Annotated in this window: 17 protein-coding genes; 10 read left to right on the forward strand and 7 right to left on the reverse strand. The window is 37.5% G+C overall.

The genetic code is table 11. The features are described 5' to 3' along the window. Positions 1–5 precede the first annotated feature (5 nt). From ACNKXS_RS12325 to ACNKXS_RS12340, 4 genes are read left to right on the forward strand one after another with little or no spacing between them, the layout of a single operon-like run. Positions 6–1,907 carry a BatA domain-containing protein gene (locus ACNKXS_RS12325; RefSeq protein ID WP_417921106.1) on the forward strand — a complete coding sequence of 634 codons (1,902 nt, stop codon included), beginning with the start codon at positions 6–8 and terminating at the stop codon, positions 1,905–1,907. Continuing rightward, positions 1,904–3,157, forward strand: coding sequence for a dihydroorotase (locus ACNKXS_RS12330; protein ID WP_417921107.1), 1,254 nt, complete (start codon positions 1,904–1,906; stop codon positions 3,155–3,157). The genes ACNKXS_RS12325 and ACNKXS_RS12330 overlap by 4 nt, the downstream gene beginning before the upstream one ends. Before the next feature lie 2 nt (positions 3,158–3,159). Continuing rightward, on the forward strand, positions 3,160–3,483 hold the full coding sequence (locus tag ACNKXS_RS12335; RefSeq protein WP_417921108.1) for a magnetosome magnetite crystal formation protein family: 324 nt from the start codon (positions 3,160–3,162) through the stop codon (positions 3,481–3,483). Beyond that, positions 3,483–4,139, forward strand: coding sequence for an alpha/beta hydrolase (locus ACNKXS_RS12340; protein ID WP_417921109.1), 657 nt, complete (start codon positions 3,483–3,485; stop codon positions 4,137–4,139). The genes ACNKXS_RS12335 and ACNKXS_RS12340 overlap by 1 nt, the downstream gene beginning before the upstream one ends. Here the strand turns inward: ACNKXS_RS12340 and ACNKXS_RS12345 are convergent. Together ACNKXS_RS12345 and ACNKXS_RS12350 are read right to left on the reverse strand one after the other, a co-directional pair. Next, complete coding sequence (locus tag ACNKXS_RS12345; protein WP_417921110.1) at positions 4,136–4,627, reverse strand: hypothetical protein; 492 nt, start codon at positions 4,625–4,627, stop codon at positions 4,136–4,138. The genes ACNKXS_RS12340 and ACNKXS_RS12345 overlap by 4 nt on opposite strands. A gap of 1 nt (position 4,628) precedes the next feature. After that, positions 4,629–5,390: an MBL fold metallo-hydrolase gene (locus ACNKXS_RS12350; RefSeq protein ID WP_417921111.1), complete on the reverse strand. Its 762-nt coding sequence runs from the start codon at positions 5,388–5,390 to the stop codon at positions 4,629–4,631. A 104-nt stretch (positions 5,391–5,494) separates the two neighbouring features. On the opposite strand from ACNKXS_RS12350, the gene ACNKXS_RS12355 reads away from it, so the two are divergent. Continuing rightward, the gene (locus ACNKXS_RS12355) at positions 5,495–6,955 is read left to right on the forward strand and encodes a TonB-dependent receptor (RefSeq protein ID WP_417921112.1); all 1,461 of its coding nucleotides are present in this window, start codon (positions 5,495–5,497) and stop codon (positions 6,953–6,955) included. 77 nt (positions 6,956–7,032) lie between these two features. Here the strand turns inward: ACNKXS_RS12355 and murA are convergent, their stop codons facing one another. From murA to ACNKXS_RS12370, 3 genes are all read right to left on the reverse strand, one after another. Next, on the reverse strand, positions 7,033–8,346 hold the full coding sequence (murA, locus tag ACNKXS_RS12360; protein ID WP_417921113.1) for a UDP-N-acetylglucosamine 1-carboxyvinyltransferase: 1,314 nt from the start codon (positions 8,344–8,346) through the stop codon (positions 7,033–7,035). Between the two features lie 12 nt (positions 8,347–8,358). Then, positions 8,359–9,006: a DUF4290 domain-containing protein gene (locus tag ACNKXS_RS12365; RefSeq protein ID WP_417921114.1), complete on the reverse strand. Its 648-nt coding sequence runs from the start codon at positions 9,004–9,006 to the stop codon at positions 8,359–8,361. A gap of 101 nt (positions 9,007–9,107) precedes the next feature. After that, complete coding sequence (locus tag ACNKXS_RS12370; protein ID WP_417921115.1) at positions 9,108–9,401, reverse strand: DUF493 family protein; 294 nt, start codon at positions 9,399–9,401, stop codon at positions 9,108–9,110. Between the two features lie 80 nt (positions 9,402–9,481). Here ACNKXS_RS12370 and ACNKXS_RS12375 point away from each other — a divergent pair, with 80 nt between their 5' ends. The 5 genes from ACNKXS_RS12375 to ACNKXS_RS12395 all read left to right on the forward strand — a co-directional run bounded on the left by ACNKXS_RS12375 (position 9,482) and on the right by ACNKXS_RS12395 (position 14,007). Further along, entirely contained in the window at positions 9,482–10,015 is a 534-nt protein-coding gene (locus tag ACNKXS_RS12375; RefSeq protein ID WP_417921116.1) for an AAA family ATPase, read from the forward strand. 5 nt (positions 10,016–10,020) lie between these two features. After that, the gene (locus tag ACNKXS_RS12380) at positions 10,021–11,925 is read left to right on the forward strand and encodes a RecQ family ATP-dependent DNA helicase (RefSeq protein WP_417921117.1); all 1,905 of its coding nucleotides are present in this window, start codon (positions 10,021–10,023) and stop codon (positions 11,923–11,925) included. Continuing rightward, positions 11,918–12,868 carry a methionyl-tRNA formyltransferase gene (fmt, locus tag ACNKXS_RS12385; protein ID WP_417921118.1) on the forward strand — a complete coding sequence of 317 codons (951 nt, stop codon included), beginning with the start codon at positions 11,918–11,920 and terminating at the stop codon, positions 12,866–12,868. The genes ACNKXS_RS12380 and fmt overlap by 8 nt, the downstream gene beginning before the upstream one ends. 185 nt (positions 12,869–13,053) lie before the next feature. Then, on the forward strand, positions 13,054–13,326 hold the full coding sequence (locus ACNKXS_RS12390; protein WP_006990442.1) for an HU family DNA-binding protein: 273 nt from the start codon (positions 13,054–13,056) through the stop codon (positions 13,324–13,326). Positions 13,327–13,446: 120 nt separating this feature from the next. Further along, complete coding sequence (locus ACNKXS_RS12395) at positions 13,447–14,007, forward strand: YqgE/AlgH family protein (RefSeq protein ID WP_141877868.1); 561 nt, start codon at positions 13,447–13,449, stop codon at positions 14,005–14,007. Here the strand turns inward: ACNKXS_RS12395 and ACNKXS_RS12400 are convergent, their stop codons facing one another. Continuing rightward, complete coding sequence (locus ACNKXS_RS12400) at positions 14,008–14,853, reverse strand: aminotransferase class IV (protein ID WP_417921119.1); 846 nt, start codon at positions 14,851–14,853, stop codon at positions 14,008–14,010. A 51-nt stretch (positions 14,854–14,904) separates the two neighbouring features. Continuing rightward, positions 14,905–15,291: an START-like domain-containing protein gene (locus ACNKXS_RS12405; protein ID WP_141877870.1), complete on the reverse strand. Its 387-nt coding sequence runs from the start codon at positions 15,289–15,291 to the stop codon at positions 14,905–14,907. Between the last annotated feature and the right edge of the window lie 190 nt (positions 15,292–15,481).

Here is a 15,481-nt window from a genome sequence, read left to right on the forward strand (position 1 = left end):
TTTCTATGCAATTTGAACATCCGGAATTACTGTATGCACTGTTTTTGCTTATAATTCCTATTCTGGTTCATCTTTTTAAACTACGCAGATTTCAGAAGGAAGACTTCACCAACGTTAAATTCTTAAAACGTGTCGTTCAGCAGACGCGCAAAAGCTCTCAGCTAAAGAAGTTTCTGGTTCTTTTCTCCAGAATGTTTCTGCTAGGCTTTCTAATACTTGCATTTGCCAAACCCTATTTTCCCGCAGAATCTGGAGGCTCCACTAAAAATTTGATCATTTACCTGGATAATTCTTGTAGTATGCAACTTAAGAATCAAGATGACGAACTCCTGGAAATAGCCAGAAATGGGCTTCTTGAAAATCTCGATGTTACTTTAGAATATAGTCTGGTCACAAATGATGCCTTTTATACTAAAAAGTCTGGTAATGAATTAAAAGGTATACTTCAGGAGATAAAGTATACTTCAAAACAATTGGACCTGAAAAGTGTTCTGTTGAAAACCCAGCAACTTCGCGAAATTGATTCTTCAAATCTGCTGCTAATTTCAGATTTTCAGAAAGTATTTCTAAGTCAAAAGGAAATAGACGTTCCTTACAAAAGTATTAGTAGTATAAAACTAACCCCTGAAAGTACCCGGAATTTAAAGATTGATTCTCTTTATCTGGTAAATTCCAAGGCAGGAATGCTTGATATTGAAGTTCTATTATCCGGAAATTTAAAGAAAGATGGTTTAATTATATCCATGTATGACGGATCTCAACTCCTAAGCAGGAAAACAATCGATGCCAAAAACACCAATATCAGTACAATATTTTCCATACCATCACAACCCATCCTTAATGGAAAAGTTGTTATAGACGATGAGGGCTTGAAATATGATAATATCGTCTACTTCAGTATTTCTGAACAACCCCCAATCAATGTTCTCGCTATTTCTGATGAGGATTCTAATTTTCTACAAAGATTATATACTAAACCTGAATTTAATCTAATAATAAGCGAAGCGAATAAAATTGAATATACCGATATTCAGCAGGCTAGTTTGATCATTTTAAATGAAGTAAGTGAACTAAGTGTTGCGAACCTGAACAATATCAAACAACGTTCAGACAAAGGTTCCAGTGTTCTATTTATTCCAAATTCAAAAAACGGAACTGAATTAATTCGGTTTTCAGAGAAATTTCAATTGGGATACAGGCCTGAATGGACCGAGGGCGAAAAACTGATTACTACTATTAACTTTGATCATCCACTGCTGGAAAATGTATTTCAAAAGGAGATTCAAAATTTCGAGTATCCCCGTGTGCATGGTTATTTCAGTAACATCTCCGGTAACAGTATTCTAAGTTTCCAGAACAATGATCCTTTTCTTATATCTAAGTCCAATACCTATATTTTTACAGCTCCATTAAATCAGCAAATATCAAATTTTCAGAATTCACCTTTAATTGTACCTATTCTATACCAGATTGGACTGCAAAGCCTCCCTCCTGCTCAACTTTATTACCAAACCTCAGAATTAGAAGAAATATCTATACCGGCAAAAATTGAACAGGATCATGTGCTTCATCTTACCGGTGTTAACCTGGATTTTATTCCGCAGCAGCAAAGATTTGTTGACCGGGTTTCCATAAGTGTTGGTTCAGAAAATTTGGATGCCGGAAATTATGAAATCAAGAGCCAGGACAAAATCATATCAAATTTGAGTTTTAACGAACCTAGAAAAGAGAGTGAGCTCGAATACTTAGATCCGGAGATATTTTCAGTTCAGAATCATGAATCTATAGCAGAATACTTTTCCGAAGTAAAAGCAGGAAACGAAAGCAGCTCGCTTTGGAAATGGTTTATTATTTTTGCGATCATATTTCTAGCAATTGAAATGCTATTATTAAAACTTCTGAAATGAAATTACTTCTGAAAGCGGTTACAATTATTGATGAGTCCTCGCCTTTGAACGGGCAAACGACCGACATTTATATCGAGAATGGAGTAATTGCCGAAATTGGAAAGGATATACTAAAGGAGGATGTTAAACATGTAGAGATTGAAGGTTTGCATGTTTCCAGAGGATGGTTTGATAGTAGTGTTTGTTTTGGAGAACCTGGCTATGAAGAAAGGGAGACCATAGAAAACGGACTCGAAGTTGCAGGAAGCTCAGGATTTACAGGCGTTGCACTAAATCCTTATACCAATCCTGTACTTGACCATAGCGGGTCCATATCTGCCGTGAAATCTAAAAGTTCGGGACACCCGGTAAACCTTTATCCCATTGGTGCCCTGACCATTAAAAGTGAAGGTATAGATCTAGCCGAATTACTGGACATGCAACAGGCCGGTGCGATAAGTTTTGGAGATTATAAATCACCTTTAAAAAATCCCAATCTTCTTAAAATTGCCTTGCAGTATGCGCAGAATTTTGACGCTTTAATACAAAGTTATCCGCAGGAAAATCGAATTGCGACCAACGGTATGGTGAACGAGCATGAGAATAGTACTGCCCTTGGCCTAAAAGGTATCCCGAATCTAGCTGAAGAACTGCAGATCACCCGCGATCTTTATATTCTCGAATATACTGGTGGAAAACTACATATTCCTACAATTTCAACGGCAAAGTCGGTTAAACTTATAAGAGAAGCAAAGAAAAAAGGTATGGATGTTTCCTGTAGTGTGGCGATTCACAATCTGCTTCTTACAGACAAAATGCTATCGAACTACGATGCCAATACAAAGGTTCTACCTCCTTTGCGAACTCAGGTAGATAATGAAGCACTAATTCAGGGATTGAAAGACGGCACTATAGATATGGTTACTTCAGACCATAATCCAATAGACGTGGAAAATAAAAAAGTGGAATTTGATAATGCATTGTATGGTACTATTGGGCTTGAATCGGCTTTCAGCGCCTTGCAAACTATTTTTACTACTGAAGAAACCATCAAGTTTCTAACTTCCGGAACAGAGCGCTTTAAGCTTGAAACATCAAAACTCGAAAAAGGTAATCCTGCCAATCTTAGTCTATTCCTGCCAGATGTAAACTATACCTTCGGAAAGAACGATATTCTATCTGATTCTAAGAACAGCATCTTTCTGGATAGTCAATTAAAGGGAAAAGCTGTTGGAATTGTAAACAATGCAGGATTAATTCTAAGATCATAAACATGAAAACAGAAGGTAACGCAAAGACCAGTGCAATTATCTCTTATATCACTATTGTAGGAACCATAATTGCCTATTTCATGAATATGGAAGAAAAGAATGAATTTGCTAGTTTTCATATAAGACAGGCATTTGGGATCAACATCACCTTTTACCTTCTTGGAGCTCTAATGGGACTATTTGACCAGGTGTTTATCATAGGAGCCTTCTACCTGTTTTTTATAGTACTTTGGGGTTACGGAATCATTACAGCAATACAGGGTCAAACCAAAGAAGTACCGATTCTTGGCGCCTTATTTCAAAAATTTTTAAGTACAGTTAAGTAATGCAAGACAATTTTGTTTTAGATCATATTATAAGAAAACCTAAAGTAAGCGTTGAAAATGCGCCTGCCGTTATCCTCTTACATGGCTACGGAAGCGATGAAAACGATCTTTTTTCATTTGCAGAGGAAATGCCAGAGGAATTATTTATAATTTCTGCTAAAGCTCCCTATTCAATGCAACCATATGGAAACGCGTGGTATGCTATACACTTTGATAACGAGAATGGAAAGTTTAGTGATGATATACAAGCTATTAAGTCTCGAGATATGATCGCTACTTTTATCGATCAGGTGATCGAAAACTACCCTGTAGATGCGTCGAAAATAAATCTTTTAGGTTTTAGCCAGGGAAGTATTTTGAGTTATGCCGTGGCATTGACTTACCCGGAAAAGATCGATAATGTGATTGCTCTTAGTGGTTATATCAATAAAGAGATATTCGGGCGGGATTATCTTAAAAATGATCTTAGTCAGCTATCTTTCTACTGCTCGCATGGATCTGCAGACCAGGTGATTCCTGTAGACTGGGCTCGCAGAACAAAACCATTCTTGGAAAACCTTGGCGTAGATTTTACTTATTCTGAATTTCCAGTCGGCCACGGCGTTGCTCCACAGAATTTCTTTGAACTCAAAGAATGGCTTCAAAAAAGACTTTAATATTTAGGATATAGGAATGATTTCTCAGTATTAAATACCGGAGTCCCGTCTTCCTGAATAGTGTAAGTTAAGAACACTTCCCCCCAGTAAGAGCCATCGGTAAAGTCGGCAATGATCCATTTGTGATTCAGAACTTTTATCTTATTGATTCTCATGGAACCTTCCATACCAGCATGTGGAACCAAAGGATTATCATTTGAAGCGCTGTTCTTAGAAATGATCGCATCTTCGATTTTTGTGATAAGTCCCTCGGTCTCTATTCCGTTATTCTGAAAGTAAGTGATTGCATCTTCATTATCCTTCAAATTGAAGTAATCCTCTGTTGCTATAGATTGTTGCTTTTGATTGAGTTCTACCTCAGAAAGCTTATCTTCAAGCTGCTCGATCTTTTCCTGCTTTGAATCCAGAATTCTTTTATCATTTACATAAATAAATATGCAGAATAATAAGGCGAAGATGAATAGATACATTAGAATCTTGCTACGCATGCTAAATTTCAATTTTTAAGTTGTCATATGCGAGATGAACGTTTTCGGGAAGTTCTTCCTCGACTTCCGCATGAAATCCCAGCATATGACTTATGTGTGTAAAATATGTTCTTTCCGGCTTCACCATTTCTACAAACTTTAGAGCTTCTTCAAGATTGAAATGTGAATGATGTGGCTCTCTTCTTAATGCACTTACTACCAGAACTTTTAAATCCTTCAGTTTGGCGATCTCTATTTCAGAAATCGTTTTAATATCAGTGAGATAGGCAAAATCTCCCAGTCTGTATCCAAATACCTGTAATTTATTATGCTTAAAATCTACAGGTAAAACATTCAAACCCTCGAATTGAAACTCCTCATTACGCACTACATTCTCAATAACTGCAGGAGCGCCAGGATATCGATCTTCCGAAGTAAAAATATAATCGAACTTTTTTCTTAGCGAATCTAAAACTCTTTGATGTGCGAAAATAGGAATGTCTCCCTGCCTGAAAAAGTATGGTCTTATGTCATCCAGACCGGCAGTATGGTCATTGTGTTCATGTGTATAAAAAATAGCATCCAGTTTTTTCACATTATTGGCGAGCATCTGCTGTCTGAAATCTGGTCCACAGTCAATCAATATATTCTTTCCTTTCCAGTTAACCAATACAGAGACCCGAAGCCTTTTATCGCGGGGGTCATCGCTGTAGCAGACCGGGTGATCCACCCCGATTATTGGTATACCTTGTGATGTTCCAGTACCTAAGAATGTAACTTCCAAATGCTGTTATTTTTGACACAAAAGTAAATATATTTTTTTGTATGCCTACCGCTTTTAGTACTTTTGGAGTACGCAATTAACAATGCTTACCTAAACAATAAAATATGCCAATTACCATAATGGGCGATAAGGAATTTGAAAATGTTCCTTCTATTAATAGTAAGGCCCTGCGTATCAATCTTAACGAAAATATCTACGGAACTTTTTCTGAAATTGGTGCCGGGCAGGAAACAGTGCGAAACTTCTTTCGTGCTGGAGGTGCATCTGGAACCATCGCTAAGGCCATGAGTGCCTATGACAAGGATTTTAGTGACGCGATCTATGGAGTTGAAGATGACAGGCGATATGTTACTGAAGCAAGGCTGAAGAAAATGCTGTCTCACGAAACCCATCTTATTGAAGAGCGTATTTCTCGTGAAAAACATCCAAACAAATTATTCTTTACTTACGCCAATACTGTAGCTACCATAGATTTCGCGAAGAAATACAAAGGTCATGGTTGGGTAGGAATTAGATATCAGGTAGATCCTAAAGAAGATTATAATGAGATCCTGCTACACGTACGATTTCATGAGAATGACGCCCGTCACCAGCAAAACACCTTAGGAATACTGGGTGTTAACCTTATTTACGGCGCTTATTACAAGTACGATAATCCAAAAAAACTACTACGTTACCTGTATGATCATATAGATAAAGATCAGATCGAGATTGATACGATCAATTTCTCGGGTCCTCGTTTTGAGAATGTGGATAACAGGCTAATGAGCTTACAGTTGGTCAAGAATGGAATGACCGATGCGGTAATGTTCGGCCCTGATGGAAATAATGTACTTCCTGCGAAAATACTTTACAAAAAGAATATTCTTGCGCTGCGTGGTAGCTTTAGACCTGTTACCAAGGTAAACATGGATATGTATGAAAGATCTAAAGAATTATTCTTCAACGAGAGTAAGGTTTCTGAAGAAAATACTGAGATCATTTTCGAAATCACCCTATCCAACTTGAGAGCTGAAGGGGAGATCGATGAACGTGATTTCATGGATAGAGCAGAACTTTTATGTTCGCTAGGACAAACAGTTATGATCTCTAACTTCCAGGAATACTTCAAGGTAGTAGAATATTTCTCCAGATACTCCAAACAGCGTATGGGTCTTACCATGGGTGTTCAGAATCTTGTGGACGTATTTGATGAAAAATACTATAGACATCTAAGCGGCGGTATTCTTGAGGCCTTCGGAAAATTATTTTTTAAAGATCTAAAGGTGTACTTATATCCACTGAAAGATGAGGAAACTGGTGAACTCACTACCAGCGAAAACCTGAAAGTACACCCAAGAATGAAGGAATTATTCAAGTTCTTTAAATATAATGGACGTGTCGAGGATATCAAAAATTATAATCCAGATACGCTGAATGTTTATTCTCGCGAAGTACTAAAAATGATTAGCGAAGGGAAAAGTGGATGGGAAGATATGCTTCCAGAAAAAACCACAAAAATGATCAAGGAGCAAAATCTCTTTCATTATAAGGAGCATAAGGAACAGGCGAAGTCAGAAGTCTAACCTGAATACATAAAGCATAAAAAAAGCTGTTCTAACGAACAGCTTTTTTTATGCTTTAATTTCCGAGGAAAAAACCGTTAGGCTATTCTGGTGATCTTCGCTCCTATCGCTTTTAATCTTTCTTCGATATTTTCGTAACCTCTGTCAATTTGCTCGATGTTATGTATCGTTGAAGTTCCTTTGGCCGAAAGTGCAGCAATCAACAAGGAAATTCCAGCTCTAATATCTGGAGAGGTCATGGTAGTAGCTTTTAACTGAGATTGAAAGTCATGGCCAATCACTGTAGCTCTATGTGGATCACAAAGTATGATCTTCGCTCCCATATCTATAAGTTTATCTACAAAGAACAATCTGCTTTCAAACATTTTTTGATGTATTAAAACACTTCCTCTTGCCTGAGTTGCAATCACAAGGATGATACTCAAAAGGTCTGGGGTAAAACCTGGCCATGGCGCGTCACTGATATTCATGATCGAGCCATCAATAAAACTCTGCACCTCATAACCTTCAGAATGTGCAGGTATAAAAATGTCGTCACCTTTTCTTTCGACAGTAATTCCCAGTTTCCTGAAGGTCGTAGGGATGATACCCAACATATCCCAGTTTACATTCTTGATAGTGATTTCACTTTTGGTCATTGCGGCAAGGCCAATCCATGATCCAATTTCAATCATATCTGGAAGAATTGTATGCTCACAACCTCCTAACTTCTCTACACCGTCTATGATAAGCATATTAGAACCTATTCCACTAATGTTAGCACCCATGCGGTTCATCATGAGACATAATTGCTGTAAATATGGTTCACAGGCTGCATTGTAAATAGTCGTCTTTCCTTTTGCAAGTACTGCGGCCATCACAATGTTGGCAGTTCCGGTTACTGAAGCTTCTTCCAGCAACATGTAACTCCCGGTCAAACCTTCAGGAGCTTCAACTCCGTAAAATCGTTCTTCTTTATTATATCTGAAATCGGCACCCAGCTTCATAAAACCCTCAAAGTGAGTATCGAGTCTGCGTCGACCAATTTTGTCGCCACCAGGTTTAGGAATGAAACCTTTTCCAAATCTTCCCAGCATAGGCCCTACGATCATGATAGAACCACGAAGTCCTCCTCCATCGATCTTGAACTGTTCACTATTCAGGTACTCCATGTCCAGATCATCACTTTGAAAGGAATAACTTCCTTTACCCAGTTTTTCGATCTTAACACCAAGATTTTTTAGTAAGTTGATTAGTTTATTAACGTCCAGTATATCTGGAATGTTATTGATAACCACCTTTTCATCGGTTAACAATACTGCACATAAAATTTGCAGCGCCTCGTTTTTTGCTCCTTGAGGTTGTATTTCCCCGCTCAAACGATGACCGCCTTCTATTTGAAATGTTCCCATTAAAGAAAAATATTAGTGGCGTTTACGACCAGGCTTACGGCCGCCGGTATGTTTTTTGTTTTTCGAGTATTTCTTCTTGTTGGATCCGCTTCCGCGAATAAGTTCTGAAGCCTGGGTTAGATCCTCGTCAGCATTTTTGAGATTGATCTTTCCACCACTCAATTCTTTCAAATGATTAATGATGACTTCATCATCTACAGAATCACGATTCCAGTTAAGGTAAGATTTCTTCATGTGATTGGCAATAGTCATCACCAGGGCATCTTTGAAATCCCCTTCTTCCTTATCTTTTGCTGCATCGATCATGCGCTTGATATTGTTTCCGTAGAACCTGTACTTGGGATTATTCTCTGGATAATCAAGCATTTCAGGACGCTCTGTAAGCATTTCCCTCGTTGGTTTTGGAAAAGGAGACTCAACATCTAGCTTAAGATCACTTATTATAAATAACTGATCCCATAATTTATGCTGAAAATCTGGCACATCACGAAGATGAGGATTCATATTACCCATTACAGCAATAATTGAATTAGCAACTTTGTTACGTTCTTTATCATCTTCGATTTCTACAGCATGTTCGACCATTTTCTGCAAATGTCTGCCATATTCAGGAATGATCAGTTTACTCCTTTCAGAGTTATATTCTAAAGCGTTTGTCAAAATTGAGATTTAATTAGGTAATTTAATAGAAGTTTTCTCCTGCGTGCAAAATACTAAATATTCAGTAAGAATGACAATAAAATAGCGCAATTGTGCGATTATTAAAGAGAAATTACCCCTTCAACTTTATCAGCAACCTCCTTATATTTAGCAATCACATGATCAGGATCTTTCATCCTAACGTTAATAGAAACACTGGTATATGTTCCTTTTTTAGATTGTTTGGTATTGATTACAGCTCCCATGTTATCAAATATATCCTCAACCTGTGTTACCTTCTCCCCTTTTGTTGGAACAATAAATTTGTAAAGATATTCTGCAGGCCACATCGCAGTATCCTGAAGCTGTTTTTTAAGTTTTGCGTAAAATTCCTCCGGATTTGTCGAATCACTCATAGTTTTCTCCTTCTTTTATGACAAAGATACAAGGAAAGACAACATTTTTATAATCAAATTCATTTACCGAAATTTGCCGGGTGAAAACTATGAAAATTGTTATTACCGGTGGACCCGGTACTGGAAAGTCTTCCATCATACACGAACTGGAAGCTAAAGGAGAAAACTGTATCCATGAGATCTCCAGGCAGGTAACCCTTGAAGCACAAAGAGATGGTATCGATCAGCTCTTTCTGGAGCAGCCCTTACTATTCAGTGAAAAATTACTTGAAGGGAGATTAAATCAGTTTAAGGAAGCTTCTAATTCCTCAGCGAATCGCATCTTTCTAGATCGTGGATTGCCCGATGTTGTTGCCTATATGGATTATTTTAACACTGTTTATCCCGAGATATTCAGTGCGACCTGTGAGGAGCATGCCTATGATAAAGTTTTTATCTTACCACCATGGAAGGAGATTTATAAAAGCGATAATGAGCGCTACGAAACCTATGAAGAAGCGGTAAGAATTTCAGAATATTTGTATGACACTTACAAACGCTTTGGCTATAGTCCTATTGAAATTCCTAAATCAAGTGTGGCAGAAAGAACTAAATTTATACTGAACCAACTATAAATCTCTTGCAAACGGAAGCTTTAAAAATTCTAGAAAAATATTGGGGCTTCCAGAAATTCCGGCCTTCACAGCTGGAAGTGATCGAGGCTATCCTCGATGATCAGGATACGCTGACCTTATTTCCTACCGGTGGTGGGAAATCTATCTGTTTCCAGGTACCAGCGATGATAAAAGAAGGAATTTGCGTGGTGGTATCACCACTTATCTCTTTAATGGAAGACCAAGTACAGGCTCTTCAAAAAAAGAATATCAAAGCGATGGCTATTACTGGCGGAATCTCTTACTCCGATCTGGATAGGAATCTTGACAATTGCATCTTCGGAAATTTCAAATTTTTATATCTCTCTCCGGAAAGGCTTCAGCAGGATATTGTCAAAGAACGATTGAAGCAAATGAACGTGAACCTGATCGCTGTAGATGAAGCGCATTGTATCTCTCAATGGGGACATGATTTCAGGCCAGCGTATCGCAATATTTCAGAAGTTCGCGAAATTATACCTGAAGTACCTGTGGCAGCATTTACGGCTACGGCAACAAAAATGGTAGTGGAAGATATCTGTGAGCAGCTTCAGTTAAGGAACAGGGCAGTATTTAAAAAATCATTTGAAAGAACCAATCTGTTCTACGAGGTTGTCAAAACTGAAGATAAATACTTTCGATTAACGAGGCTACTGGGAAATGATTCTGCCATTGTTTATGTAAGAAGCAGAAATGCCACCCGGGAGATTACAGACTTTCTTAATAAGAATGGGATTACGGCCGCTGCATATCATGGCGGAATGAAAAAGGAGGACAAAACTGCAAAGTTTAGATCATGGATGAACAACGATACCAGTGTAATGGTTGCAACAACTGCTTTTGGAATGGGTATAGACAAACCAGATGTTCGTACCGTTGTGCATATTGATCTACCTGAAAGTCTAGAAAGCTATTTTCAGGAAGCAGGAAGAGCAGGAAGAGATGGAGAGATTTCTAAAGCCGTTATACTGACCAATGCTGGCGACATTCCAGTTCTAAGGAATCAGTTTATAAACAATCTCGCGTCTGTTGAAGATGTCAAATTTATCTATAGAAAACTAAACGCTTATTTCAGCATAGCATATGGTGAAGGTGAAAATCAGGTGTATGATTTTAATTTTGCCAGCTTCTGTAATCAATATCATTTAATTTCAGGTAAGACCTATAACGCGTTACAACTTCTAGATCGTTGCAGTGTCCTTAGACTGTCTCAGCAGTTTCAGAAGAAAACTGAAATAATGATAAAATTAAGCGGGGATCAACTGGAAATTTATCTTGATGACAATCCAAAATATGCGCACCTTTTAAGAACTCTGTTAAGAAACTATGGTGGTGTATTTGATAACCTGGTCAACTTTAATATGTCATCTGTAGCCGAGAAAGCAGATCTTCAGGAAATTGAATGTCTGAGCCTTTTTGAAGACTTACAGCAACAGGAAATCATAGAGTTCTCGATTGCCAAACATGATGCCTCTATTACCTTTTTGGCACCCAGGGAAGATGAATCCACTATAAATCCTGTTTCTGGATTTATAACTAAATACAATAAAACAAAAAGAGAAAAGATATCGGCAGTGCTCGATTTCGTCCAGAATGACCAGGTTTGTAAACAGATACAGTTGCTGAAGTATTTTGGAGAAACTAAGCCTGAAAAGTGTGGCAGGTGTTCGGTTTGCAATGCTGAAACTGATGGTTTAAGTCGTGATGAAATGAATGAAATTTTTCTGGCGCTGCAAAAATTATTAAAATCCAGGGCGTTAGACACTAAAGAGATATCTTCTCTATTAAACTATAAAGAATCCTCTATTCTGAAGGTAATACGGTTACTGGTGGAGCGAGGCATTTTACAAAAAACGATAACTAACAAGTACAAAATATTAATAAATGACTGATCTCAGAATAGTATTTATGGGAACTCCGGAATTCGCCGTGAAAAGCCTTGAAGCAATTCTTGAAGCCGGCTATAATGTAGTTGGAGTGGTTACTGCTCCAGATCGACCAGCTGGAAGAGGAAGAAAGTTAAGAGAAAGTGCCGTAAAGACTTTTGCCGTTTCTAAAGATCTTAAAGTTCTACAACCTACTAATCTTAAATCTGAAGAATTTCAACAAGAGTTGAAGCAAATCGATCCAAATGTGCAGGTAGTTGTAGCATTTAGAATGCTGCCTAAATCTGTATGGGACTACCCTGAACTTGGCACTTTCAATTTACATGCGAGCTTACTACCTCAGTATCGCGGAGCTGCTCCAATTAACTGGGCGATCATGAATGGTGAAAAAGAAACTGGAATATCCACTTTTTTTCTGGATGAGAAAATTGATACCGGCGCCATGATCATGCAGGAATCTGTTGTGATAGGTGAACATGAAAACCTGGAGACCATTCATGATAGATTGATGAACAAAGGATCAGGGCTGGTTGTAAAAACATTAAAAGCTATTTCTGAAGGTACAACCAAGCCAATAGCACAGAAAGACTCCGCAATGCTTAGAGAAGCGCCAAAATTGAATCGCGAGAACACCAAAATCAATTGGGAGAAACCTTTAAATGAAATATACAATCATATACGCGGACTCAATCCCTACCCTTCTGCCTGGTGTTATTTAGATAATGGTGATGCGCAGGAACAGACTGTAAAGATCTACGATGTGATTAACCATAAAGAAGAACATGATCACTTCTACGGAAAGGTCCTAATTAAAGAAAAGCAATTGCTGGTTGCTGCGCATGGTGGTTTCATTGAAATTAAACAGATCCAATTGCCTGGAAAACGTAAAATGGAAACGCATTCGCTTTTGAATGGCTTTAAATTCTCAGAAAAAGCGAAAATGCGCTGAACCCTTATTAATGCTGATTTGGTTGCATTTTAATAAAAAACAATTATCTTTATTAACAAATCAACCGAGTTATCAACAAATACGGGCTTTTCCCTTGTCATTACTTGCGTGGACGGGAAATCCGTATAAATTTGTAAACCAGTTTAACAGAATGTTTAACCAACAATTAATTTAAAATTCAAATTATGAACAAAACAGATTTAATCGACGCAATGGCTGAGAATGCTGGAATTTCTAAAGCAGCAGCTAAAAAAGCACTAGAATCTTTTCTAGAAAACGTTGAAAAATCTCTTAAAAAAGGAGATAGAGTATCATTAGTAGGATTTGGATCTTGGTCTGTATCTAAAAGAGCTGCTCGTGAAGGAAGAAACCCACAGACCGGAAAAACTATCAAGATCGCTGCTAAAAACGTAGTGAAATTTAAAGCCGGAGCTGATTTACAAAAAGCTGTGAACTAATAATTTGCATTGTAAATATCATAAGCCTTCCCTTAGGAAGGCTTTTTTTATCTAAAATATTTAGATATGTATTGCATTTTTAACAGAAAAAATATAGTTTAGTTCTAAAGACTGCTACAAATGATTGCGTTGAAACCAACCAAGGGCCATCTTCTCGTTGCAGAACCATCCATAATTGGAGATGTCTCTTTTAATCGCTCGGTGGTTCTACTTGCCGACCATTCCGAAAACGGATCGGTTGGATTCATCCTGAACAAAATTCTTGATTTCACACTTAAAGATCTTATCCCTGAAATCAAAGGGAATTTTGATGTCTATAATGGAGGTCCCGTAGAACAGGATAATTTGTATTTTATACATAAAATCCCAGATCTTATCCCTGATAGTATTGAGATCGCTCATGGAATTTACTGGGGTGGTAATTTTGAAGCTGTAATGGAACTTATTTCTAAAGATCTAATTTCAGATAAGCAGATAAAGTTTTTCTTAGGATATTCAGGCTGGGATGCACAGCAACTTGATGATGAGTTAAATTCTCATTCATGGGTGGTCACTGCAAACGAGGATAACAAGGACCTTCTTGAAAAGCCCTACTCTTCCTTCTGGAAGGATAAAATGCTGGAATTAGGTGGAGAATACATGTTATGGTCAAACTCACCAGAGAACCCTTCTTACAATTAATTAGCCCAACCTTGCTTTTACATTTAACTTACTAAGCAGGTTTTTAGCTACCGTCGACTCGAAGTATTTCTTACGATATTTCGACACCGGCTGAATACCAACCGCAATATTAGTGATAAAGAGTTCATCAGCTTTTTGTAATTCGAAAGGCGAAATTGAAGCTTCTTCTAATTCGTAATCTTCAGTTTTTTTAATGATCTCCAGTAATTGTTTCCGAATGATTCCGTTTAAAACACCATCTGTGATTGGTGGCGTTTTAATTTTGGAACCTGAAACTAAAAATAGATTACCATTCAGAGCTTCGACTACGCTCTTTTTCTCATTCAGAAGCAAACAGTTGTGGTAATCATTTTCTTTAGCATAAATGCTTCCCAAAACATTTACCGCACGGTTATTCGACTTGATCGTTGATAACAGTCCGCTTCCCACATAATGATCTTTAAATAATTCGATCTCGTAATCCTCTGTATTTAATAAGTAAAACGAGTTCTTCATTTCCACTACGGTCATCACGTAAGCGATCTCTCTGGTTGCAGGTGCATAAAAACCACCTTCTTCACGGTATACGGCGAATCGTACTCTTGCAGCTTTTTCATTAAGATCATTTTTCTCAACGATGCTAACAATTTCTTTCTCCAGGAATTCTGGTGAGAAGCTGGATGGGATTTCCATTCTCATAATTCGCATGGAAGCCATCATTCTAAAATAATGGTCTTCCCAGAACATTATTTTTCCATTAATAACTCTAATAGTTTCGAAAACTGAATCTCCATAAGCAAAGCCCCTGTTGAGAACTGAAAGATTAGCTTCTGAATCCTGAACTATATTTCCATTTAAATTGATCATAAAAAAACCCCGTTTAAAACGGGGCAAAGGTACTATTATCTTAAGACATTTCTAGGCAGAACCTAATATCTGTTTTAGATCTGAAACCATATTTTCCCATAACATTTTTCCTTCATCGATCTCATCCTCTTCAGCAAAATCTGTGATCATAAGGGAAACATCTTTGGTGATATCATCCACTTGTATTCTTAATTCAAAGAAATATGGCGAATCTTCATCTTCAACCCACTTGAACTTAATTCGTTCATCGCTTTTCTTACTCATTAGTTTGGCTTTCTCCTCACTACCTTCCCAAATAAAAGTAAAAAATTCCCCACGGGAATTTACGTTATCTGCATACCACTCGCTTAAACCTGAGGGAGTCGAAATATATTGATACAATAGCGAAGGAGAAGCCTGAATTGGAAACTCCATTTCGTATTTTGTCTTTTCTTCCATTCTAAATTAGTTAGTTTCGGGCAATATAGATATTAATTAGAAGGATTAAAAGAAATCAAAATAAATATTTTAGAAAATAAAGTTTGCGACAATACAAATTGTTTTTATATTTGCACCCGCATTAAAGAAATCATGTGAGGCCTTAAATAGTAAGGCTTCTGAAAGGTTCCTTTAAATGCAAAATTGTGAA

Origin of the sequence: Christiangramia marina, from assembly GCF_048285865.1 — a bacterium.
Lineage (GTDB): Bacteria > Bacteroidota > Bacteroidia > Flavobacteriales > Flavobacteriaceae > Christiangramia > Christiangramia marina.

Excerpts from the sequence above, each read along its gene's own strand:
- ACNKXS_RS12325 (WP_417921106.1), top strand. The coding sequence starts at position 6 with ATGCAATTTGAACATCCGGAATTACTGTATGCACTGTTTTTGCTTATA.
- ACNKXS_RS12330 (WP_417921107.1), top strand. The coding sequence starts at position 1,904 with ATGAAATTACTTCTGAAAGCGGTTACAATTATTGATGAGTCCTCGCCT.
- ACNKXS_RS12335 (WP_417921108.1), top strand. The coding sequence starts at position 3,160 with ATGAAAACAGAAGGTAACGCAAAGACCAGTGCAATTATCTCTTATATC.
- ACNKXS_RS12340 (WP_417921109.1), top strand. The coding sequence starts at position 3,483 with ATGCAAGACAATTTTGTTTTAGATCATATTATAAGAAAACCTAAAGTA.
- ACNKXS_RS12345 (WP_417921110.1), bottom strand. The coding sequence starts at position 4,627 with ATGCGTAGCAAGATTCTAATGTATCTATTCATCTTCGCCTTATTATTC.
- ACNKXS_RS12355 (WP_417921112.1), top strand. The coding sequence starts at position 5,495 with ATGCCAATTACCATAATGGGCGATAAGGAATTTGAAAATGTTCCTTCT.
- murA (WP_417921113.1), bottom strand. The coding sequence starts at position 8,346 with ATGGGAACATTTCAAATAGAAGGCGGTCATCGTTTGAGCGGGGAAATA.
- ACNKXS_RS12370 (WP_417921115.1), bottom strand. The coding sequence starts at position 9,401 with ATGAGTGATTCGACAAATCCGGAGGAATTTTACGCAAAACTTAAAAAA.
- fmt (WP_417921118.1), top strand. The coding sequence starts at position 11,918 with ATGACTGATCTCAGAATAGTATTTATGGGAACTCCGGAATTCGCCGTG.
- ACNKXS_RS12390 (WP_006990442.1), top strand. The coding sequence starts at position 13,054 with ATGAACAAAACAGATTTAATCGACGCAATGGCTGAGAATGCTGGAATT.
- ACNKXS_RS12395 (WP_141877868.1), top strand. The coding sequence starts at position 13,447 with ATGATTGCGTTGAAACCAACCAAGGGCCATCTTCTCGTTGCAGAACCA.
- ACNKXS_RS12400 (WP_417921119.1), bottom strand. The coding sequence starts at position 14,853 with ATGATCAATTTAAATGGAAATATAGTTCAGGATTCAGAAGCTAATCTT.
- ACNKXS_RS12405 (WP_141877870.1), bottom strand. The coding sequence starts at position 15,291 with ATGGAAGAAAAGACAAAATACGAAATGGAGTTTCCAATTCAGGCTTCT.